We start from the raw sequence: 20,210 nt of genomic DNA on the forward strand, positions 1-20,210 counted from the left end.
CCCGCACCCGTCCCTGGCCGTCACCGCGGCCCGTCATGCGCGGCGGTAGAGGTCCTCGATTTCCCGCTCGTAGTCGCGGGCGATCGCGGCGCGCTTCAGTTTCAGGGACGGTGTCAGGTGACCCCGGGCCTCGGTGAACTGCCCCGGCAGTACGGCGAAGCGGCGTATCGACTCCGCCCGCGACACCAGCTGGTTCGCCTCGTCCACCGCCCGCTGGAGTTCCGCCCGCAGTTCCTCGTCCTGCACCAGCTCCCGCATCGGCATCGCCGTCTTCTTCCGCATCTGCCGCCAGTGCGCCAGGCCCTCCGGCTCCAGCGTGATCACCGCCACGACATAGGGCCGGTTGTCGCCTATCACCATGCACTGGCCGACCAGCGGGTGGGCCCGCAGCCAGTCCTCGAGCGGGGCCGGGGCTACGTTCTTGCCACCGGACGTGATGATCAGGTCCTTCTTCCGCCCCGTGATCGTCAGGTACCCCTCCCCGTCCAGCTCCCCGATGTCCCCGGTGGCGAGCCAGCCCCCGACTCCCACACCTCCGTGAGCGGCGGTGTTCCAGTACCCCGCGAACACGTGCCGCCCCCACAGCAGCACCTCCCCGTCGTCCGCGATCCGCACCGCCGTGCCCGGCAGCGGCCACCCCACGGTGCCGAGCCGCGGCTTCAGCGGCGGGGTGACGGTGCTGGCTCCGGTCGTCTCCGTGAGCCCGTACCCCTCGAAGACCTCGATCCCGGCCCCGGTGTAGAACGCCGCGAGCCGTCGTCCGAGCGGCGAGCCGCCGCTCAGGATGTACCGCACCCGCCCGCCCAGCGCCGCCCGGATCCGCCGGTAGACGAGCGGGTCGTACAGCGCCCGCGCCGCCCGCAGGCCCATCCCCGGAGTCCGGCCCTCGACGATCTCCCCGTACCGCTGCGCGATCCGCGCCGCCCGGTCGAACGACGCGGCCCGGCCCATCCGTTCGGCGGTGGCCCGCGCGGTGTTGTAGACCTTCTCGAGTACGTACGGGATGGCCAGCAGGAACGTCGGCTGGAAGCCTGCGAGATCGGCGAGCAGGTCCTCGGTCTGGATGCTCGGCGCGTGCCCGAGCTTCACCCGTGCCCGCAGGCATCCCACGGCCACCATCCGCCCGAACACGTGCGAGAGCGGCAGGAAGAGCAGCGTGGAGGCAGCGTCCTTGCTGACGGACTTGAACACGGGATGGAGCAGCTCGACCGCGTTGTCGCACTCGGAGAAGAAGTTGGCGTGCGTGATCACGCAGCCCTTGGGCTGTCCGGTCGTGCCGGACGTGTAGATGAGGGTGGCCACGGAGTCCGGCGTACGGACGGACCTGCGCGCGTGCACCACCGCGTCGGGCAGGTCCTCGCCGGCCTTGACCAGCCGCGCCAGCGCGCCGGTGTCGAACTCCCACAGGTGCGCCAGCCAGGGCAGGTGGGGCCTCTCGGCGCTGATGATGCGGGCCTGCGCGGTGTCCTCGACGGCGCAGGCCACGGCGCCGGAGTCCTGGATGATCCAGCGGGCCTGGAGCGCGGAGGAGGTCGGGTAGATCGGTACGGTGACCAGCCCGGCGGCCCATCCGGCGAAGTCCAGCAGGGTCCACTCGTAGGTGGTCCGGGCCATGATCGCGAGCCGGTCGCCCTCGCGCAGCCCCTCGGCGATCAGGCCCTTGGCGACGGCCATCACCTCGGCCGCGAACTCGGCGGCGGTGACGTCCCGCCAGCTCCCGTCCCGCTCCTTGCGGGCGAGCACGACCTCGCCGGGGGCCTCGCGGGCGTTCTGGAACGGGATGTCCCCGAGCGACCCGCTCCCCGGCACCCCGGCCAGCGCGGGCACCGCCACCTCCCGCACCACCCCGTCGACGACGGTCAACACGGGCGGTACCAGCTTGGGCTCGGTTCCCACGGCTTCCACGGCGCCCTCCTCGGCTCGACTCGGGAGTTACCGCCGGTAATCTATGCACGCCCACTCCAGCTGACCACCCCTCCCGCCACCCCGACCCGAACCCACCCGACACCTCCACACCACCCGCACCACCGGCACCACCCCACCGCCGGCCTCGTTGCCCCTCGTGCGAGTGAAGCGTCGCCGAAGATCGGCAAGCATCCGCGCACCGCCGAAAGACTGTGCCGCCGGACGACGACACGTCGGCACGACGGCACAGCGGCACAACAGAGGCGGATGCGATGGCGAACGGTACGGTCCTGCTGGCTCTGCGGGAGAACCCTCTGGGCGGCGGCGCGAGTTCTGAGCAACTGCGGCGCATCGGCAAGGAGATGGAGAACAAAGGGCTGGAGCCGCGGTGGGCCGCCAGCGCCAGGGACGCACGGGCCACCCTGCACACGGAGCCGGGACTCGCGGCGGCCGTCGTCGCCTGGGACCTTCCGGGCGGCAAGGGCGGCGCCGCCGAGGAGGGCGGAGGCGCCGAGGTCCTGCGGCACATCGCGCGCCGCTTCAAGGACCTGCCCGTCTTCCTCCTCATGGCCGACGAGTCCGACCAGGACCTCGAACACCTGCCCCTGTGGGTCTCGGAGGCGGTCGTCGGCTACGTCTGGCCCCTGGAGGACACCCCCGCCTTCATCGCCGGCCGCGTCGTCACCGCCGCCCGGGCGTACCACAAGGACGTCCTGCCGCCCTTCTTCAAAGCGCTGCGCCGCTTCGACGACGCCCACGAGTACTCCTGGCACACCCCTGCGCACGCGGGCGGCGTCGCGTTCCTCAAGTCCCCCGCCGGACGGGCCTTCTTCGAGTACTACGGCGAGCGCCTCTTCCGCAGTGACCTGTCGATCTCGGTCGGCGAGCTGGGATCGCTCTTCGAGCACAGCGGGCCGATCGGCGAGGCCGAGCGCAACGCCGCCCGCGTCTTCGGCGCCGACCGTACGTACTTCGTCCTGCACGGCGACTCCACCGCCGACCGGATGGTGGGCCACTACAGCGTCACCTCCGACGAGATCGCGCTGGTGGACCGCAACTGCCACAAGTCCGTGCTGCACGGCCTGGTGATCTCCGGTGCCCGGCCCGTCTACCTCGTGCCCACGCGCAACGGCTACGGCCTGGCCGGCCCGCTGCCCCCGGCCGAGACGGATGCGGCGGCGGTCGCCGCCCGGATCGCGGCCAACCCGCTGACCGCCGGCGCGGTGTCGCCCGAGGCCCAGTACGCCGTCCTGACCAACTCGACGTACGACGGCCTGTGCTACGACACCGTCGCGGCGGCCCGGGCCTTCGCCCCCAGCACCCCGCGCCTGCACTTCGACGAGGCCTGGTTCGCGTACGCCCGCTTCCACCCCCTGTACGCCGGGCGCTACGGGATGGCCGTCGGCCCCGACACCTTCGAGGGGCCCGAGCGGCCCACCGTCTTCTCCACGCAGTCCACCCACAAACTGCTGGCCGCGCTCTCGCAGTGCGCGATGGTCCACGTCAAGTCGGCGCCCCGCGCCCCCGTCGAACACGAGCGGTTCAACGAGGCGTTCATGATGCACGGCACCACCTCGGCGCTCTATCCCGCGATCGCCTCCCTGGACGTGGCCACCGCCATGATGGACGGCGCGCAGGGCCAGTGGCTGATCGACGAGGCGATCACCGAGGCGATCCGCTTCCGGCAGGCCGTGGTCCGCACCGGCCGCCGCATCGCCGCCGCGGGCGACCGGCCCGGCTGGTTCTTCGGCGTGTGGCAGCCCGACACCGTCACCGACCCGGGCACCGGCGAGCGCATCCCGTTCGCGGACGCCCCGCCCACGCTGCTGAGCCGCGAGCCCGGCTGCTGGCACCTCGAGCCCGGCGCCGACTGGCACGGTTTCGCCGGTCTCGGCGAGGGCTACTGCATGCTGGACCCGGTCAAGGTGACCCTGACCTGTCCCGGTGTGACGGCCACCGGCGAAACCTCGCCCTGGGGCATCCCCGCGCGGATCCTCACCGCCTACCTGGCGAACCGCGGCATCGTCGTGGAGAAGACCGACAGCTACAGCACGCTCGTCCTCTTCTCCATGGGCATCACCAAGGGCAAGTGGGGCACCCTGATGGACGCCCTCATGGACTTCAAGGCCCTGTACGACTCCGACGCGCCGCTGGACCGGGTCCTGCCCGGTCTCGTCGAGCAGTTCCCCCGCCGGTACGCCGGCACCACCCTGGGACGGCTGTGCCGGGAGATGCACGAGCACCTCACCCGCGCCGATCTGATCACCGCACTCGACACGGCCTTCCAGCAGCTGCCGGAGCCCGTCGCGCCGCCCCAGCGCTGCTACCAGCAGCTGATCCGGGGCGGTACGGAACGCCTGCGGCTGGCCGATGCCGCGGGCCGGGTGGCGGCCGCGATGGTCACGGTCACCCCGCCCGGCATCCCGGTGCTGATGCCCGGGGAGTCCGTCGGCGCCCCCGACGGCCCGCTGCTGCGGTACCTGGGCGCGCTGGAGGCCTTCGACCGGGCCTTCCCCGGTTTCCACAGCGAGGCCCACGGCGTCACCATCGACCCGGAGAACGGCGACTACCGGATCGAATGCGTCCGCCTGCCGGAAGCCTGACGCGCCCGCTCGGCAACCGCCGAGCGGCGGTGACCCCGTAGCGACGCCCGCTGAAGGGCGTCGCACGGGGCCGGTCCCCCAACTCCTCGGCTCCGCAAGGGTGTGCGACGATCTCTCGTCGCACACCACCCTGGGGGGTTCATGCCAACGCCATTGGCGTCCATAAGACGTCCGATTTCCACCTCACTGACGTGCCTGCTCGCCGTCCTGGCCGCACTCCTCCTGCCGGTGAGCACCGCGCATGCCGCGCCGGCCGCCCAGGACTGCGTCGCCGTCGCCGAGGGGCGGTACGCAGGGACGTTCGCCACCGCCGGGCAGACGCACTGCCTGCAGCTGCCGAGCCCGCAGGGCGCCCGGATCGCCGCCCTCACCTCGCTCGGCGGCGCGGGTGTGCCCGTCCAGGTCGAGGTGGTCGACAAGAACGGCACCGCACAGTGCACCGCCGGCGAGCTCGCCCGGGGCGGCTGCGCCCTCACCGGCACGGCACCGTTCCGTGCACTGGTGCACGCCGACGAAGCCACCGCAACCGGGCCGTACGGCGTCCACTTCGTCCGTACGGACGTGGCTCAGAACGGCTGTCAGGTCCTGCCCGCCGGGAGTTTCGCCGACGATGCGGCGGCCGTGCGGCTGGAGACCGGCAACGGCGTCTTCTCCCACTGCCTGACCATCCCGGCCGACGCACACTCCACCTCCGAGCTCCTCCGCATCCGCTACGGCCTCCCGGACGACAACGAGCTGTTCCCGCACTACTCGATCAGCGTGGTCGACACCGACGGCGACGGGCCGCCCTCCTGCTACGACCACCCCGCCCCGGGCCAGCAGCTCCGGACGGACGGCCTCACCAGCTGCTACTTCACCGCCGGCAAGGCGTACACCATCCTCCTGCAGGGCCAGGACGCCGCGCGCAGCCACACCCTGGACCGTCGGGACGTCACCGCCACGGCCAAGGGCTGCGCCGCCTCCGCCGCCACGGCGGTCGGCGCCCCGGCCACGACCGGAACGTCCGGCCAGAACGGCACCCTGCGCTGCCACCGCGTCACCACGGCCGCCGCCACGGACCGGCTGCACATCAACCCCCGGGACGCCCACGACAGCACCAACGTGCTGGTCATGGACAACAACGGCGGCATCGCCTGCCACCAGCGGACCTGGGCGTGCACGCCCACGGGTTCCACCGGCTACCAGGTGGTCACCCAGGTCCCGGAGAACTACCACCTGCCCGCTTCCTACCGTCTCGACGCCTGGCGGATCGCCACGGCCGCCGGGCCCGCGCCCGAGTGCACCCGGGTCGGATCGGTCGCGTACGGGTACGGCCCGCTGACCGGCACGCTCTCCGAGCAGCGCACCGGCGCGTGCGCCGTCCTTCCCAGCGTTTCGGGGGACCGGTTCAGGGCCGACATCACCTCCACCGCCACGGACGGGTCCCCCGGCCCGCAGCCCGCCCTCTACGACAACGCGGGGCGCAACCTCTGCACGGGCAGCTCGTCCACGTACGACTGCCAGGGCGCCGACCAGAGCCTGTTCGTCCTCTCCCTGCAGGACTGGGCCGACCATTCGGCCTACCGCGCGGATCTCGTCTGCACCAACGCGCCCTGCGGTTCCGAGGACGTGTCCGTGGGAACCGTCACGCCTGACACCGCGCAGAGCGGCACGGTCGCAACCCTCACCGTCCAGGGCACGGCGCTGGGCATGAACACGACCGTCCGGCTGACCGGCGGCCCGGCGCCGCTGACGGCCACGACCGTGTCCGTCTCCGACGACGCGCGGACGCTGAAGGCGACCGTAGACCTGCGCACGGCTCCCGCCGGCAACTGGAACATCAGCGTCGTCGCGCTCAACAGCGCGTACGCCCGCGGCACGCTGACGGTGACGCCGCCCCCGGTCTCCGGCCTGGGTACGTACAAGCCGGTCACGCCCACGCGGCTGATGGACACCCGCAGCGGACTGGGCGTGCCGAAGGCGAAGGTGGGCCAGGGCGGCACCGCGACCCTGCAGGTCACGGGCACGGCGGGGATTCCGGCGGCGGGGGTGACGGCCGTCGTCCTGAACGTCACGGCCACCGACCCCACGACCGACAGCTTCGTGTCGGTCTACCCCGACGGCACGACCCGCACGAGCGCGTCGAACCTCAACTTCACCGCCGGGCAGACGATCCCGAACCTCGTCATCGTCCCGGTCGTGAACGGAAAGGTCAGCTTCTACAACAACGCAGGATCCGTCGACCTCATCGCCGACATCGCCGGCTACTACACGACGGACGGCACCGGCTCCACGTACAAGCCGATCACACCCACGCGGCTGATGGACACCCGCAGCGGACTGGGCGTGCCGAAGGCCAAGGTGGGCCAGGGCGGCACCGCGACCCTGCAGGTCACGGGCACGGCCGGGATTCCGGCGGCGGGGGTGACGGCCGTCGTCCTGAACGTCACGGCCACCGACCCCAGCGACGCCAGCTACGTCTCCGTCTACCCCAACGGCACGGCCCGCACCAGCGCCTCCAACCTGAACGTCACCGCCGGACAGACGATCCCGAACCTCGTCATCGTCCCCGTCGTCAACGGAAAGGTCAGCTTCTACAACAACGCAGGATCCGTCGACCTCATCGCCGACATCGCCGGCTACTACACGACGGACGGCACCGGCTCCACCTACAAGCCGATCACACCCACCCGCCTCATGGACACCCGCAGCGGACAGGGCGTACCGAAGGCGAAGGTCGGCCAGGGCGGGACGGTGACCCTGCAGGCCACGGGCACCGCGGGAATCCCGGCCACGGGCGTGACGGCCCTCGTCCTGAACGTCACGGCCACCGAGCCCACCACCGGCAGCTACGTCTCCGTCTACCCCAACGGCACGACCCGCACCAGCGCGTCGAACCTCAACTTCACCGCCGGACAGACGATCCCGAACCTCGTCATCGTCCCCGTCGTCAACGGAAAGGTCAGCTTCTACAACAACGCAGGATCCGTCGACCTCATCGCCGACATCGCCGGCTACTACACGATGTAACGCCGCGGAGCGCCTCCCCGTGCGTCGGCCCGGCCTCGGCCGACGCACGGCGGTCCGCCCGCCGGGGCCCGGTGCGCGTCCCCCCCCCACCGTTGATCTTCCTGGTGCATCTGAGCGAACTCCGGTCCCGACGCCCGAGCGGTGATCGCCTGCCCGACTGCCGTTGTGCTGACCTGTGTCCCGTCGTCACTACGGCCAGAGGGTCAGGGGCTGTGTCGTGCCGCCCTGCCTGCCCTCAGCAGCGAAAGGTGCATGTTCGTGAGTCGTGGAACAACTGGACCGCACACCCGAAAGCGGCGGCTGCGCGCACTGACCGCGCTCGGCGCGATGGGTCTCGTCGCCGGTCTCGCTTCCGGCACGATGGCGTCACCGGCCGGTGCCGTCCCGGCCCCCGCGGTGGCTGCCGTGCAGCAGCACCCCGATGGGGATCCCGTCGAGTGCGACGGGAAGGTCTACGCCTCCTTCGGTGATCCGGACCAGCTCTACACCGCCGACCGAGGTCCCGGAACGGTGCAGTTCACGCCGCTGGGCGCCCCGACGCCGTTCCTCTACAACGCCATCGGAGTGAACCCGCACGATCGCTTCCTCTACGGGGTCACGTTCGGCACCACGACCAACAACCTGGTGCGCTTCGACCGCAACGGAGACTTCACCGACCTCGGTGCCATCGAGGGTCTGCCGCCCGCGCTCTACATCTCCGGAACGTTCGACGACGACGGCAACTACTACGTCCTGGCCGACGACACGGGCGAGATCTACCGGATCGACGTCACCACCCGCTCGGTGTCGGGGGTCATCGACGTCCCCGAGCTGGCCGACCCCGCACTCGACGTCTTCGACATCGCGTTCCGCGACGGATTCCTGTGGGGCTCGACGGACGCGGGCGCCATCACACGGGTCGACATCGACAACGAGAGCGTGGACTTCTTCCCCGGTGTGCTCCCGGGCGGTGAGGACTTCGGCGGCGTCTTCACGTACGGCAACGGCGACCTCGGCTTCTTCCGCAACTCGGGTCAGCTCATCCGCGTCCGCGTGGAGAACGCGACCGGCTCCAACCCCAGGTTCACCGTGCTGTCGACGCAGACCACGACCCCGGCGACGAACCTCGACGCCACTTCCTGCTTCCTCGACTCGTCGGCGGACCTGTCGGTGCGCAAGCACAGCCCCAAGAGCGTCGAGGCGGGCAGCGAGGTCAGCTACCGCATCACCGTGCGGAACGAAAAGGGCGACTCCTCCGGCTGGTCGCTCACCGACGACATCCCGGCGAAGATCCTTTCGCCCACCACGTCGACGGAGGGCTGCGAGATCACCGACGGCCTCCTCTCCTGCACGGGTGGTCCGCTGGCGGAGGGTGACCACGTGGAGGTGACGGTGACCGGCACCGCGGCGAACGCGTCGAAGCCCACCACCGTGAAGAACACGGCCACGGTGTTCGGCGACGACGCGGACCCGCGCAAGGACAACAACAAGGACACCACGTCCACCAAGATCAAGCCCGCGGACGACAACGACAAGGCGGACGGGAAGAAGCAGGCCCCGCACGCGTAGTCGGTGACGAAGGACGGAGCCTGGCCGTACAGGAAGGCCGGGCTCCGCCTTCATGCCTCCGCCCGGGCGCCTTCGGGCTCCTGCGCTCCCGTCAGGCCGCCGCTCGGACCCCTGGCGGTGGCGGGCAGTCGGGGCAGCGGCCGGGGTGGGGGGAGCGGAAGGCGCGTTCGCAGCCGTCGCAGGTCTGGAACGGGTCCGGCCGTCTGACCGGCCTCGCCGCCGGGGCCGCCGGCAGGCGCGGCGGGAGCAGCGCCTCGAGCCGGTACGCGAGTACGGACGCGGGGCTGCGCATCGTCTCGGGGAGGTTCCCGGTCAAGGTCAGCCCGATGGCCTCGGGATCCGCCCCGCGCTCCAGCCAGGCCGAGACCTTCGGGGCGAGCCGCTGTACGTCGCGCTCCGCCAGCAGCAGCCGTGGGTCGTGGCGCCGCAGCCCGGCGAGCAGGTCCGCCGCTCCCGGGTGCAGCTCCGGCCGCGGGGGCGGGGGCGCAGGCTCCGGTTCCGGCTCCGGCTCCGGGGTCTCCTCCGGCTCCGGCTCCGGTACGGGCTCCCGGTCCGGCGGCGGAGGGGGCTCGTCGCCGCCGGTCAGCGGCTTGTTGTACGAGTACGTACGGGTCACCACCCGTCCGGTGTCCAGCCGCTCGCGCCGCCGCTCCAGGTAGCCGTGGCGCTCCAGCTCGCGCAGGGCGGCGCTGATCCGCTTCTCGCCCTCCTGGAACCGCTCGGTGAGCGCCCTGATGCCGACCGGGGCTCCGTCGGGCAGCGACTGGATGTACGCCCCGACCCCGATCGCCGTCGCCGACAGCTCGCGGTGCTGGAGGAGGTGGTTGCCGACCACGGTGTAGTGACTGGCATGCCACGTGTTGACGTGGATGACACCGGATCGGGGGGTCCCGGCACGAACTCGGGACGAGGCGCGCGAGGGCGCGCTAGGGTGCTGAAGAGCCATGGGGAAGCGAGCCACTTCCTAAGATGGTCAGGCCCTCGACCGGGATGCCAGTCCCGCCGGGGGCCGTCTCATGTCTGCTGTTGTCGGGGCGAGCATATGCCCGCCAACCGGCCCCAAATCCAGCTCAGTTGGCACAGTTCACCCGACCGAGCGACGGGCGCCGGTGGGGTGGGGTTGGTTGGTTCTTTCCCCCGGTTCTTTGGGTCTTTATGCGTCTAAGCCCGCCGGATCGCGGAAGCCCGCGACACGGTTTCGAGCGAGACCTCCGCCCACACCACCTTGCACGGAACCGGCCCTTCCCGTACGCCCCAACGCTCGGCGAGCGCCTCGACGAGTACGAGCCCCCGCCCCGCGTCGTGGATCCGCGGGATCCGGTCGCCCCGGGTGTCCGTCACCTCGATGAGCAGCCTGCCGGGGGTGACGGTGAGGGCCAGCCTGAAGTCCCGTCCGGGCACGCGTCCGTGAGTGATCGCGTTGGAGGAGAGCTCCGCGATGATCTGCGCCGGCACCTCCAAGGGAAGCCCCCAGGCGCGGAGTTGTTCGATGGCGAGCACGCGCCCGAGTCGAGCTCCGCGGGGGGTCGCGGACAGCTGGACGTGAAAGTCGACGAGTTGAGGAATCACGTCACTCAGCGTGGCCGCTCGTGCGTACCGTGGGAACCAACACCGCCCGTACGTCCCGCGTTTGTCCGGTGCTTGTCCAGTGCTGTCGCGGCTGTCCGGACCGACCTCACGGGTACGGGGCGCTGAGGACATCGGCTCGTCGGAAGTGGGCGCGCAATGAGCGTGGACAACAGTGACGGTACGGAAGAGCCCGGCTGGGAAGTGGACCCGGAGGATGAACAGGGTGTGGCGGTGCTCGCCGCGCTGGCCCGCCAGCTCAAGACCTGGCGGGAGTCGGCGGGCATGCGGGCCGCCGAGTTCGGTGCCGCCATCCAGTACGGGGAGGACCTGGTGCGCAAGGTCGAGGCGGGCAAGCGGATCCCCCGCCCCGAGTACCTGGACAGGGCCGACGAGGTACTCAACGCCGGCGGCAAGATCTCCGCGATGAAGGTGGACCTGGAACAGGTCCGCTACCCGAAGAAGATCCGCGACCTGAAGGACAGGGAAGCCAAGGCCGTCGAGATCGGCACGTACAACAACCACAACCTTTAGGGCCTGTTGCAGACCGAGGAGTATGCAGCAGCCCTGTTCAGGATGCGGCGGCCTGCATACTCGCCGGACGAGCTGGAGCGAAACCTGGCTGGCCGGATGGCTCGAAAGTCGATCTTCGAGCGGTCGCCTGCACCCTCGCTGAGCTTCGTACAGGAGGAGGTGACTCTCCGCCGGAGGATCGGGGGCACAATGGTGTTGCGCCGCCAGCTCGAACACCTTTTGGAGGTGTCTCAGTTGCCGCAAGTCGAGTTCCAGGTGATGCCCACCGACCGCGAAGATCATGCCGGTATGGGCGGCCTGATCGAGCTCCTCAAGTTCGCGGACGGCTCGGGAGTCGGGCGCTCAGAAGGCGCGTTCCACAGCCGCCCGGTCTCTCTCCCCAGGCAGCTCCGAATCCTGGAGCTGCGCTATGGCATCATCCGAGCTCAGGCGCTCACGCCCCGAGAGTCGAGGGCCTTCATCGAGGAACTGCTGGGAGAAACATGATCCGCCACCCCGAGTTGGACTGGTTCAAGAGCAGCTACAGCAGCAGCAGCGAAGGTGACGACTGCGTCGAGGTGGCCTCCACCCCCGGCTCCGTCCTCGTCCGGGATTCCAAGGACATCCAGCGGGACCACCTGGCCTTCGGGCCGCGCGCGTGGGCCGGGTTCGTGGCCCACGCGTCCGGCGTCTGACGACATCCCTAGGCGCGGGTGCAGACGTGCACCGACTCGCTGTGCCCGCCCTCGCTGTGGACGATCCGCAGGACGTTGTTCTTGTAGGTCACCTTCAGCACCTGGCCGTCGCTGGTGTCCTTGTGGCCCGGGGGCTGCCAGGGGAACGTGAGTGAGACGTTGTCCCCGACCTCTTTGGGGACCGTCAAGGCTTGGCCGCCGGTCAGCCGGCTCACGCCCTTGGGCGCCTCGTACACGTCGAGGACCAGGTGGCCGCCGCGGTGCAGCCAACCTCCGTGCCAGGTGACCGGCTCGGGGCCGCTGGTCCACGTGATGGTCCAGCCGGAGTTTCCGCCGCCGTCCGCGTTCACGGTGCCGGTCCCCTTCACGGTCTCGCCGTTCGGCGTGGTCGACTCGATGTGCCAGTCGCCCTTGATGAAGGCGTCGAAGGCCCTGGTCACCACGCTGGAGGCGGTCGGCGCCGCCGGCGTCGGCGCTGCGGAGGATGCGGCCCCGCCACCCGCCGTCGACGCCGAGGCCGAGGCCTGAGCCGAGGACGCTGCGGCTGCGCCACCCCCGGCGGCCGGGGCCTTGTCCTTGCCGCCGCAAGCCGCGACCAGCGAGGCTCCGACCCCGATCGCCAGGTAGCGCAGTGCGTTGCGCCGTCCGATCATCTGCGCTGCCGCACGTATCTCTCGTACCGTCACCAGGCCCCCGTACAAAGTCAGTTGATCAACAGCGACCGACTATAGGCGAGGACTCGCACATTCATCCGTACGGCCCGATTCGGACCGCACGGGTGGGGTAGGGACGGCCCGTCCAACTCTCATCGGTAGCCCCGGAGGCATCCGTGCCCGAAATGAACGGCCCCTACCAGGCCGGCACCCCCTGCTGGATCGACCTGATGGTCCCCGACCAGCAGGCCGCTCTCGACTTCTACCGCGACCTCTTCGGCTGGCAGGGCGAGGTCGGCCCGCCGGAGACCGGTGGCTACTCCGTCTGCACCCTCAAGGGCAAGCCGGTGGCCGGGATCATGAAGGCGATGAACCCCGACGGGACGGTGCCGGACCCGATGCCGCCGATCGCGTGGACCACGTACCTGGCCACCAACGACATCGACGCCACCCTCAAGGCGGTCACCGACGCGGGCGGCTCGGTGATGATGGGCCCGATGGACGTCATGGACCTCGGGCGGATGGCCGTCATCACCGATCCGACCGGCGCCGTGGTCGGCCTGTGGCAGTACGGCACCTTCCCCGGCGCGGGCATCGTCAACGAGCACGGCGCGCTGATCTGGAACGAGCTGAACACCGGCGACACCGACGCCGCCGCCGCGTTCTACTCGGCCGTACTGCCGGTCACCACGGTCCCGTCGCAGATGCCGGGCGCCGAGGGGTACAAGGAGTTCAAGGTCGGCGAGCGCGCGGTCGGGGGGATGATGGACCTCTCCGCCCTGCCCGCCGGGGTTCCGCCGCACTGGCTGCCGTACTTCCACGTCGACGACGTCGACAGCGTCCAGGCGGCCGCGGAGCGGGCCGGGGGCAGCGTCATGGCCCCGGCGTTCGACATGGCGGCCGGGCGGATGGCGGTCCTCGCCGACTCCCAGGGCGGCACCTTCGCGGTGATCACGGCCACCGAGCCGGAGCAGCCTGCCTGAGCAGGGGCGGCTCGTTGCCCCGGCCGTGACGCCGGTTCGGCCGTTGCGGCCGGGGCAACGGGCAGCCACTTCCACCGCTCGGAACCGTACGGCCCCATTCCGCGTCCCAGATGAACATGATCAATCAATTCTGGTCATGTCCGGTTATCAACTACCCAGGGGACACATGTCGTTCGACACGGAATGGGCTCAGCACAAGGCCGCCGTACTCGCGCAGCAGTCGCCCGCCATGCGCCTCAACCATGCTCCCGCCGAGGCCGGCGCCCCGGGCAGCCCGGCCGGGAGCCTCGTGGCCGGTGCGCAGTCCATCAACGGCAACGCCAACCTGCTGATCGAGATCGCCGCGCTCCTCCACGAGGGCCGGCCCGACGGCGACGCCAGCACCATGGCCCGCGCCCCGCGGGCCCACGCGGACGTCTCGGCGGAGGCCCTGCGCTTCGCCCGTTTCGCCGATGACCAGTTCAAGGACACGATCAACCTGTTCGCCGCCCTGGCCACCAAGCTCAAGACCACCGGCACCGGCTTCGCGCAGGTGGACGACGGGACCGCGCGCAACTTCCTCAACGGCATCCTCGACGGCGGCCAGTACGTGAAGCCGGAGTCGAAGTGAGCCTGAGCCACCGCAAGGACGTCGAGTTCCTGGAGGAGTGCAACCCGGCTCTGGTGGAGCGCAACGCCGCCGAGTTCAAGCGGCTGCGCGAGCTGCTGGTGCAGGCCGAGGAGCCCGCCCGGCGCGCGGAGACCGGTACGCAATGGCAGAGCGACGGCAGCCACACGTACACCGACCGCCTGTCGGAGGCCCGCCAGCTCGTGCTCCACATGGCCGAGGGATACGACAAGGCGGCGAGCGCCCTGCACGCGTACGCGGCGGCCCTGACGACCGCCAAGTCGCACTACTCGAACGGCAAGCGCACCGAGCGCAAGCTCGCGGCGCTCATCGCCACGAAGGGCACGGCGATCACGCGCACGGCGCAGGAGGCGGAGCCGATGTGCCAGTGGGAGGACATGCGGGCGACGACCGGCGTCATGGACTTCTTCGCCGAGCTGACGATGGACGTGGACGACATCCGCGAGGAGGCGGACCGGCTCCACGACGACGCGGGCGGCAGCTTCCACCAGGCCAAGACGGCCGAGCAGGAGGCGCGCAGCGTGTGCGTGCACGCGCTGAAGCAGGCGTACGAGCTGCTGCCCGAGTTCAAGGTGAAGGGCGGCGGGGGCGGAGTCGACGTCTACGCGGCGATGGCCGACATCCGGCGCGAGGCGGCGGAGGCCCGTGCCAACCCCCTGACGCACCTGCCGGGCAGCGGCCCGAAGAAGGAGATGACCGGCCCGGTCGGGACCGAGCCGGTCTCCCCCGAGCTGCGCGACATCCGGATGCGGGTGGCGGGGCTGCCGGAGGCGGACGACAACTACTGGGACCCGCCGCAGTCGGACGAGGGGCGGGCGGAGTGGATCCGCAACAACAAGGAGATCCTGCGGGCGGCCGCGCAGCGGGCGGGGCTGCCGGAGGAGATGGTCGCCGGCATCGCCTGGAAGGAGGTCGGCGGGCAGCCGGGGATCTTCGACGACGGCGTGGACTTCTTCCGCCAGGCGGCGGACGCCCCGTGGGGCCTGAGCCCGGTCACCGCCGAGAACCTGCCGGACCGGGCGGGCGGCAAGCCGGACGAGACCTCCTTCGGCCCGATCGCGGTCCAGCTGCGGCGCGGGGCGGAGGTGCTCGGCTACGACCCGGAGAACCTCACGGACCAGCAGCGCAACGTGGTGAAGTCGGCGCTGCAGGACCCGAAGCAGAACGCGTTCATCGCCGCGGGCTTCCTGGCGCAGATCAAGGAGGAGACCGGCTACGCGAACGTCCCGGCGGACCAGCTGACCGAGGCCCAGATGCAGGAGATCGCCGCCCGCTACAACGGCGGCCCCTACTGGGAGTCGAAGAAGGCCCAGGACTACGGCGATGATTTCCGCAACAACCTCGGCAACGTGAAGAAGGCAATGCAATGACGTACGGCAGCGGGCGCGAGAGCATCGACCTGCCCGAAGACCGGGGCTGCCTCCAGTGGGTGCTGGGCGTCCCCCTGGGGCTGATCCATCTCCTGAACGCCGTCGCCGTGTTCGCGGCCCTGTACGCCGGCCCACAGGGCGAGTGGGACCACCAGGGCTACGCGGGCGTCAGCGCGATGTGCCTGGTCTCCATGTCGCTGAGCGTGCTGGGCCTGCTCATCACGCTCATCCCGAGCGTCCGCCGCGCCATGGGCCTGTGGTGGCTGGCCCCGCCGCTCATCCTCGGCGTGACCGCCTTCATCCGCGGCGAGACCCTGGGCTGAACGCACCGCAGCCCCCGCCCGGACGGGGGCGGGGGCTGCGGGGTGGGGACCGGTCAGGCGGGGACGGGGACCGCGGCGGGCTCGTCCAACGGGGAGGACGAGGCGGCCTCGTAGGCCTTCTTGTCCAGGATTCCCTCGCGGGCCGCGACCACGACCGGAACCAGGGCCTGGCCGGCGACGTTCGTGGCGGTGCGCATCATGTCCAGGATCGGGTCGATCGCCATCAGCAGGCCGACGCCCTCCAGGGGCAGGCCCAGGGTGGAGAGGGTCAGCGTCAGCATGACCGTGGCGCCCGTCAGGCCGGCCGTGGCGGCCGAGCCGACGACCGAAACGAAGGCGATCAGCAGGTAGTCGGTGATCGTCAGCTGGACGTCGAAGATCTGCGCGATGAAGATCGCGGCGAGCGCGGGGTAGATCGCGGCGCAGCCGTCCATCTTCGTGGTGGCGCCGAACGGGACGGCGAAGGAGGCGTACTCCTTCGGGACGCCGAGGCGTTCGGTGACCTTCTGGGTGACCGGCATGGTGCCGACCGAGGAGCGGGAGACGAAGGCCAGCTGGATCGCGGGCCAGGCGCCCTTGAAGAACTGGATCGGGTTGACCTTGGCGACCGTCGCGAGGAGCAGCGGGTAGACGCCGAACATCACGAGGGCCGAGCCGATGTACACGTCGGCGGTGAAGGTCGCGTACTTGCCGATGAGTTCCCAGCCGTACGAGGCGATCGCGGTGCCGATCAGGCCGACGGTGCCGATCGGGGCGAGGCGGATGACCCACCACAGGGCCTTCTGGAGCAGTTCCAGGACCGACTCGGCGACGTTCAGGAGCGGCTGCGCCTTGTTGCCGAGCTGGAGGGCGGCGATACCGGCGACGGCGGCCAGGAAGACGATCTGGAGCACGTTCAGTTCGGTGAACGGCGTGATGACGTCCTTCGGGACGATGCCGGTCAGGAAGTCCAGCCAGGAGCCGGTGCGCTTGGGGAGCTTGCCGTCCTGCGGGGTGAGGCCGGTGCCGGCGCCCGGGTTGGTCAGCAGGCCGATCGCGAGGCCGATGCCGACCGCGATCAGCGAGGTGATCATGAACCAGAGCAGCGTGCGCGAGGCGAGGCGGGCGGCGTTGTTCACCTTCCGCAGGTTGGTGATGGACACCAGGATCGCGAAGAAGACGAGGGGGGCCACGGCCAGCTTCAGCAGCTGGACGAAGATGTCGCCGATCTGCTCGAGGGTCTTGGCGAGCCAGCTGACGTCCTGGCTGCGGGCGATCCAGCCGAACAGGACACCGAGCACGAGGCCGGTGACGATCTGGGCCCAGAAGGGGAACTTGAAGGAGGCCTTGGCGGGGGCCTGAGGGGTCGCGGACACGGACACACTCCGGGGGTGATGCGCAAAGAAAGTGGGGAAGGTGGAACGGCGCGGACTCAGCGACAGCCACAACAGGCCGCGGACACGCGGCGGCAGAGGTCGACGTGCAGGCGCGCCACGAGCAGGACACCCGTGGTCATTTCGTGCGCAACTGTGGTCAACATGTTTAACACGCTAACACTTTCCCTTTGAGGATCTCAAAGGTGCACTTTGAGACAGGGCCCCGCCGGGACCCCCCGGAAACGCCGAACCGCCCCAGCGCACGAGGGAAGTTCCCGGCGCTGGGGCGGTTCGGTGTGTTTTGGTGTGTGACGGAGCTAACTACGCGCGCGCGGCATCGTCGGCCGCGTCCTCCTGGGAGCGGTTCGCGGCGAGCCGCTCCTTCGCACCCGCGACGCGCCCGGAGATCTGCGCGGACATCTCGTCGCGCTGCTTGCGCAGGAGCACGAAGGACAGCGGCGCGGAGATCACGAGGGCGAGCAGCACGACCCAGGCGGGGTTGGCGTCGCCGAGGCCGGCGGGCACCCAGCCCACGTTGACCAGGACGGAGACCAGGACGAGGCATCCGACGAAGATGCCCAGGCGCATCGCGGTGTAGCGGATCGTTGCGCTCGGCTTGAGGGACACGGTGACCCCTTCTCTCTCGTCGGTACGTCGGGTGGGTCGTCACGTGCCCGTCCAGCACGTGCCCGTCCAGTGAAGCACGGCGCAGCCCCGGACAAACCCTCCGGGGGTCAGTGCAGCGGCAGCAGCATCGTGATGTCGTCACGGTCGTCGCCCGGGGCCACCCGGATGGCATCGGGGACGCGGCCTACCTCCTTGTAGCCGCAGGCCGCGTAGAAGTGCTCCAGGCCCATCCCGCCGCGGCAGCTGAGCCGGATCGCCTCGATGCCGTCGAAGGAGCGCGCGGCGCCGGCAACGGCCTCCATCAGCGCCCGGCCGGCGCCCTGCCCCTGAAGGGCGGGGCTGACCATGACGGTGTAGGCCCAGACCCAGTGCGTCTGCAGCCGGTGGGTGTTGAACGCGAGGACCGCGGCGGCCCGCACCCGCCCGTCCGCATCACGGCCGACGACCAGCCGGTGGCGCCCCTCGGCCATCGCGACGAGGTGCTTGACCAGCTCGGGCCGGATGTCCTCGGCGGTGACGGGCGGTACGAACCCGACCGCGCCGCCGGCGTTGGAGACCTCGGTCCAGAGTTCGGCGACGCCGTCGCGCAGCGCCGGGTCGACGACGGGGTCGACCGTGAAGGTAAGGGTCATAGATGAAGATTATCTATTACCTCTCACCCTCGCAACGGACACGCGGAAGGCCCCGGTCCTCGTGGGACCGGGGCCTTCCGAGCCGTGGGGCGCGTCAGACGCGCATCGCCTGCGGGGTCTCGCGCAGGGCCGCGTCCGGGCCGGGGTACTCGCGGATGATCTCGTAGCGCGTGTTCCGCTCGACCGGGCGGAAGCCCGCCTCGCGGATCAGCTCGAGCAGGTCGTCACGGCCGAGCTTGTTCGGCGTGCCGTAGTTGTCCGCGTCGTGCGTGATCTTGTACTCGACGACCGAGCCGTCCATGTCGTCCGCACCGTGCTGCAGCGCCAGCTGGGCGGTCTGCACGCCGTGCATCACCCAGAACACCTTGACGTGCGGCACGTTGTCGAACAGCAGCCGCGAGACGGCGAAGGTCTTCAGCGCCTCCGCGCCCGTCGCCATCGTCGTCCGCGCCTGGAGCTTGTTGCGGACCTTGCCGTCCTGCATGTCCACGAAGTCGTGCTGGTAGCGCAGCGGGATGAAGACCTGGAAGCCGCCGGTCTCGTCCTGGAGCTCGCGCAGCCGCAGCACGTGGTCCACGCGGTGGCGCGGCTCCTCGATGTGCCCGTACAGCATCGTGCTCGGGGTCTTGAGACCCTTCTCGTGCGCGAGCCGGTGGATGCGCGACCAGTCCTCCCAGTGGGTGCGGTGGTCGACGATGTGCTGGCGGATCTCCCAGTCGAAGATCTCCGCGCCGCCGCCGGTGAGCGACTCCAGACCGGCCTCGATCAGCTCGTCCAGGATGTCGGAGGCCGACATCCCGGAGATCGTCTCGAAGTGGTGGATCTCGGTCGCCGTGAACGCCTTCAGCGAGACGTTCGGCAACGCCTCCTTCAGCGCGGACAGCGAGCGCGGGTAGTACCGCCACGGCAGGCTCGGGTGCAGGCCGTTGACGATGTGCAGCTCGGTGAGGTTCTCGTTCTCCATGGCCTTGGCCAGGCGCACGGCCTCCTCGATGCGCATCGTGTACGCGTCCTTCTCGCCCGGCTTGCGCTGGAACGAGCAGTAGGCGCACGACGCGGTGCACACGTTCGTCATGTTGAGGTGGCGGTTCACGTTGAAGTGGACGACGTCGCCGTTCTTGCGCATGCGCACCTCGTGCGCGAGGCCGCCCAGCCAGGCCAGGTCATCGGACTCGTAGAGGGCGATGCCGTCCTCACGCGTCAGCCGCTCGCCGGAGCGGACCTTCTCCTCCAGCTCGCGCTTGAGCCCAGCGTCCATTCCGGTCATCCCGGTCGTCTCCTCTACGCGTCCCGTCCTGCCTGCAAACCGCCACCCACCGTACTCTTAGCGCTCCTCGGGCAGGTCCCCGACCCGGTTCTCCCACTTGGTGGAGAGCACGATGGTGGTACGGGTGCGGGAGACGCCCTTGGTGCTGGAGAGCTTGCGGATGATCCGCTCCAGCCCGTCCACGTCCCCGGCCCGCACCTTGAGCATGTACGAGTCGTCGCCGGCGATGAACCAGCAGTCCTCGATCTCCGCCAGGTCGCGCAGCCGACGGGCCACGTCCTCGTGGTCCGCGGCGTCGGAGAGGGAGATGCCGATCAGCGCCGTGACGCCGAGGCCGAGCGAGGCCGAGTCGACGGTCGCGCGGTAGCCGGTGATCACACCGGCCGACTCGAGCCGGTTGATCCGGTCGGTGACGCTGGGGCCTGAGAGGCCCACGAGCCGGCCCAGCTCCGCGTACGAGGCACGTCCGTTCTCCCGGAGTGCCTGGATGAGCTGCCTATCCACCGCGTCCATATACCTGGAGCCTTCCATTA

Annotated in this window: 17 protein-coding genes and 1 pseudogene; 9 read left to right on the forward strand and 9 right to left on the reverse strand. The window is 70.4% G+C overall.

The window, feature by feature from the left end; translation table 11 throughout:
- Window positions 1-33: 33 nt before the first annotated feature.
- Complete coding sequence (locus tag AB5J51_RS18060) at window positions 34-1,905, reverse strand: long-chain fatty acid--CoA ligase (RefSeq protein ID WP_369778084.1); 1,872 nt, start codon at window positions 1,903-1,905, stop codon at window positions 34-36.
- A 272-nt stretch (window positions 1,906-2,177) separates the two neighbouring features.
- On the opposite strand from AB5J51_RS18060, the gene AB5J51_RS18065 reads away from it, so the two are divergent.
- The 3 genes from AB5J51_RS18065 to AB5J51_RS18075 all read left to right on the forward strand — a co-directional run bounded on the left by AB5J51_RS18065 (window position 2,178) and on the right by AB5J51_RS18075 (window position 9,065).
- Window positions 2,178-4,508: an Orn/Lys/Arg decarboxylase N-terminal domain-containing protein gene (locus tag AB5J51_RS18065; protein WP_053791130.1), complete on the forward strand. Its 2,331-nt coding sequence runs from the start codon at window positions 2,178-2,180 to the stop codon at window positions 4,506-4,508.
- Window positions 4,509-4,736: 228 nt separating this feature from the next.
- Complete coding sequence (locus tag AB5J51_RS18070) at window positions 4,737-7,517, forward strand: hypothetical protein (RefSeq protein WP_369778085.1); 2,781 nt, start codon at window positions 4,737-4,739, stop codon at window positions 7,515-7,517.
- Between the two features lie 258 nt (window positions 7,518-7,775).
- The gene (locus tag AB5J51_RS18075; RefSeq protein WP_159047316.1) at window positions 7,776-9,065 is read left to right on the forward strand and encodes a DUF11 domain-containing protein; all 1,290 of its coding nucleotides are present in this window, start codon (window positions 7,776-7,778) and stop codon (window positions 9,063-9,065) included.
- Window positions 9,066-9,156: 91 nt separating this feature from the next.
- On the opposite strand, the gene AB5J51_RS18080 is transcribed toward AB5J51_RS18075, so the two are convergent.
- Both AB5J51_RS18080 and AB5J51_RS18085 read right to left on the reverse strand, forming a co-directional pair.
- Window positions 9,157-9,900: a helix-turn-helix domain-containing protein gene (locus AB5J51_RS18080; protein WP_369778086.1), complete on the reverse strand. Its 744-nt coding sequence runs from the start codon at window positions 9,898-9,900 to the stop codon at window positions 9,157-9,159.
- 326 nt (window positions 9,901-10,226) lie between these two features.
- A complete protein-coding gene (locus AB5J51_RS18085; protein ID WP_136225681.1) occupies window positions 10,227-10,634 on the reverse strand; it encodes an ATP-binding protein in 408 nt (135 codons plus the stop codon).
- 156 nt (window positions 10,635-10,790) lie between these two features.
- Between AB5J51_RS18085 and AB5J51_RS18090 the strand changes: the two are divergent.
- Window positions 10,791-11,651: pseudogene (locus AB5J51_RS18090) on the forward strand (helix-turn-helix domain-containing protein).
- The gene (locus AB5J51_RS18095; protein ID WP_053789428.1) at window positions 11,648-11,839 is read left to right on the forward strand and encodes a DUF397 domain-containing protein; all 192 of its coding nucleotides are present in this window, start codon (window positions 11,648-11,650) and stop codon (window positions 11,837-11,839) included. The pseudogene AB5J51_RS18090 and the gene AB5J51_RS18095 overlap by 4 nt, the downstream one beginning before the upstream one ends.
- 8 nt (window positions 11,840-11,847) lie before the next feature.
- Here AB5J51_RS18095 and AB5J51_RS18100 read toward each other — a convergent pair whose 3' ends face one another.
- Window positions 11,848-12,525 (reverse strand): hypothetical protein, encoded by a 678-nt coding sequence (locus tag AB5J51_RS18100; protein WP_369778087.1) that lies wholly within the window; start codon window positions 12,523-12,525, stop codon window positions 11,848-11,850.
- Window positions 12,526-12,677: 152 nt separating this feature from the next.
- Here AB5J51_RS18100 and AB5J51_RS18105 point away from each other — a divergent pair, with 152 nt between their 5' ends.
- From AB5J51_RS18105 to AB5J51_RS18120, 4 genes are all read left to right on the forward strand, one after another.
- Window positions 12,678-13,475 carry a VOC family protein gene (locus AB5J51_RS18105; RefSeq protein WP_053789430.1) on the forward strand — a complete coding sequence of 266 codons (798 nt, stop codon included), beginning with the start codon at window positions 12,678-12,680 and terminating at the stop codon, window positions 13,473-13,475.
- Between the two features lie 166 nt (window positions 13,476-13,641).
- Window positions 13,642-14,085: a hypothetical protein gene (locus tag AB5J51_RS18110; protein WP_234382664.1), complete on the forward strand. Its 444-nt coding sequence runs from the start codon at window positions 13,642-13,644 to the stop codon at window positions 14,083-14,085.
- Complete coding sequence (locus AB5J51_RS18115) at window positions 14,082-15,473, forward strand: hypothetical protein (RefSeq protein ID WP_053789431.1); 1,392 nt, start codon at window positions 14,082-14,084, stop codon at window positions 15,471-15,473. The genes AB5J51_RS18110 and AB5J51_RS18115 overlap by 4 nt, the downstream gene beginning before the upstream one ends.
- Window positions 15,470-15,796 carry a hypothetical protein gene (locus AB5J51_RS18120; protein ID WP_053789432.1) on the forward strand — a complete coding sequence of 109 codons (327 nt, stop codon included), beginning with the start codon at window positions 15,470-15,472 and terminating at the stop codon, window positions 15,794-15,796. Before AB5J51_RS18115 ends, AB5J51_RS18120 begins: the two co-directional genes overlap by 4 nt.
- Window positions 15,797-15,849: 53 nt before the next feature.
- Here the strand turns inward: AB5J51_RS18120 and AB5J51_RS18125 are convergent, their stop codons facing one another.
- From AB5J51_RS18125 to AB5J51_RS18145, 5 genes are all read right to left on the reverse strand, one after another.
- A complete protein-coding gene (locus tag AB5J51_RS18125) occupies window positions 15,850-17,157 on the reverse strand; it encodes a dicarboxylate/amino acid:cation symporter (protein ID WP_107093645.1) in 1,308 nt (435 codons plus the stop codon).
- A gap of 315 nt (window positions 17,158-17,472) precedes the next feature.
- On the reverse strand, window positions 17,473-17,778 hold the full coding sequence (locus tag AB5J51_RS18130) for a DUF4229 domain-containing protein (RefSeq protein ID WP_030302186.1): 306 nt from the start codon (window positions 17,776-17,778) through the stop codon (window positions 17,473-17,475).
- Between the two features lie 107 nt (window positions 17,779-17,885).
- Window positions 17,886-18,410, reverse strand: a complete 525-nt coding sequence (locus AB5J51_RS18135) for a GNAT family N-acetyltransferase (protein ID WP_053789434.1) — start codon at window positions 18,408-18,410, stop codon at window positions 17,886-17,888.
- A gap of 94 nt (window positions 18,411-18,504) precedes the next feature.
- Window positions 18,505-19,668 (reverse strand): aminofutalosine synthase MqnE, encoded by a 1,164-nt coding sequence (mqnE, locus tag AB5J51_RS18140; protein ID WP_369780272.1) that lies wholly within the window; start codon window positions 19,666-19,668, stop codon window positions 18,505-18,507.
- A 66-nt stretch (window positions 19,669-19,734) separates the two neighbouring features.
- The gene (locus AB5J51_RS18145) at window positions 19,735-20,190 is read right to left on the reverse strand and encodes an Lrp/AsnC family transcriptional regulator (RefSeq protein WP_053789435.1); all 456 of its coding nucleotides are present in this window, start codon (window positions 20,188-20,190) and stop codon (window positions 19,735-19,737) included.
- Window positions 20,191-20,210 lie beyond the last annotated feature (20 nt).

The sequence above is a fragment of the Streptomyces sp. R33 genome (genome assembly GCF_041200175.1).
GTDB lineage: Bacteria > Actinomycetota > Actinomycetes > Streptomycetales > Streptomycetaceae > Streptomyces > Streptomyces katrae_B.

Bases quoted from the DNA above. Each gene is read 5' to 3' on its own strand.
- mqnE (WP_369780272.1), bottom strand. From the start codon at position 19,668: ATGGACGCTGGGCTCAAGCGCGAGCTGGAGGAGAAGGTCCGCTCCGGC.
- AB5J51_RS18095 (WP_053789428.1), top strand. From the start codon at position 11,648: ATGATCCGCCACCCCGAGTTGGACTGGTTCAAGAGCAGCTACAGCAGC.
- AB5J51_RS18065 (WP_053791130.1), top strand. From the start codon at position 2,178: ATGGCGAACGGTACGGTCCTGCTGGCTCTGCGGGAGAACCCTCTGGGC.
- AB5J51_RS18145 (WP_053789435.1), bottom strand. From the start codon at position 20,190: ATGGACGCGGTGGATAGGCAGCTCATCCAGGCACTCCGGGAGAACGGA.
- AB5J51_RS18135 (WP_053789434.1), bottom strand. From the start codon at position 18,410: ATGACCCTTACCTTCACGGTCGACCCCGTCGTCGACCCGGCGCTGCGC.
- AB5J51_RS18110 (WP_234382664.1), top strand. From the start codon at position 13,642: ATGTCGTTCGACACGGAATGGGCTCAGCACAAGGCCGCCGTACTCGCG.
- AB5J51_RS18120 (WP_053789432.1), top strand. From the start codon at position 15,470: ATGACGTACGGCAGCGGGCGCGAGAGCATCGACCTGCCCGAAGACCGG.
- AB5J51_RS18105 (WP_053789430.1), top strand. From the start codon at position 12,678: ATGAACGGCCCCTACCAGGCCGGCACCCCCTGCTGGATCGACCTGATG.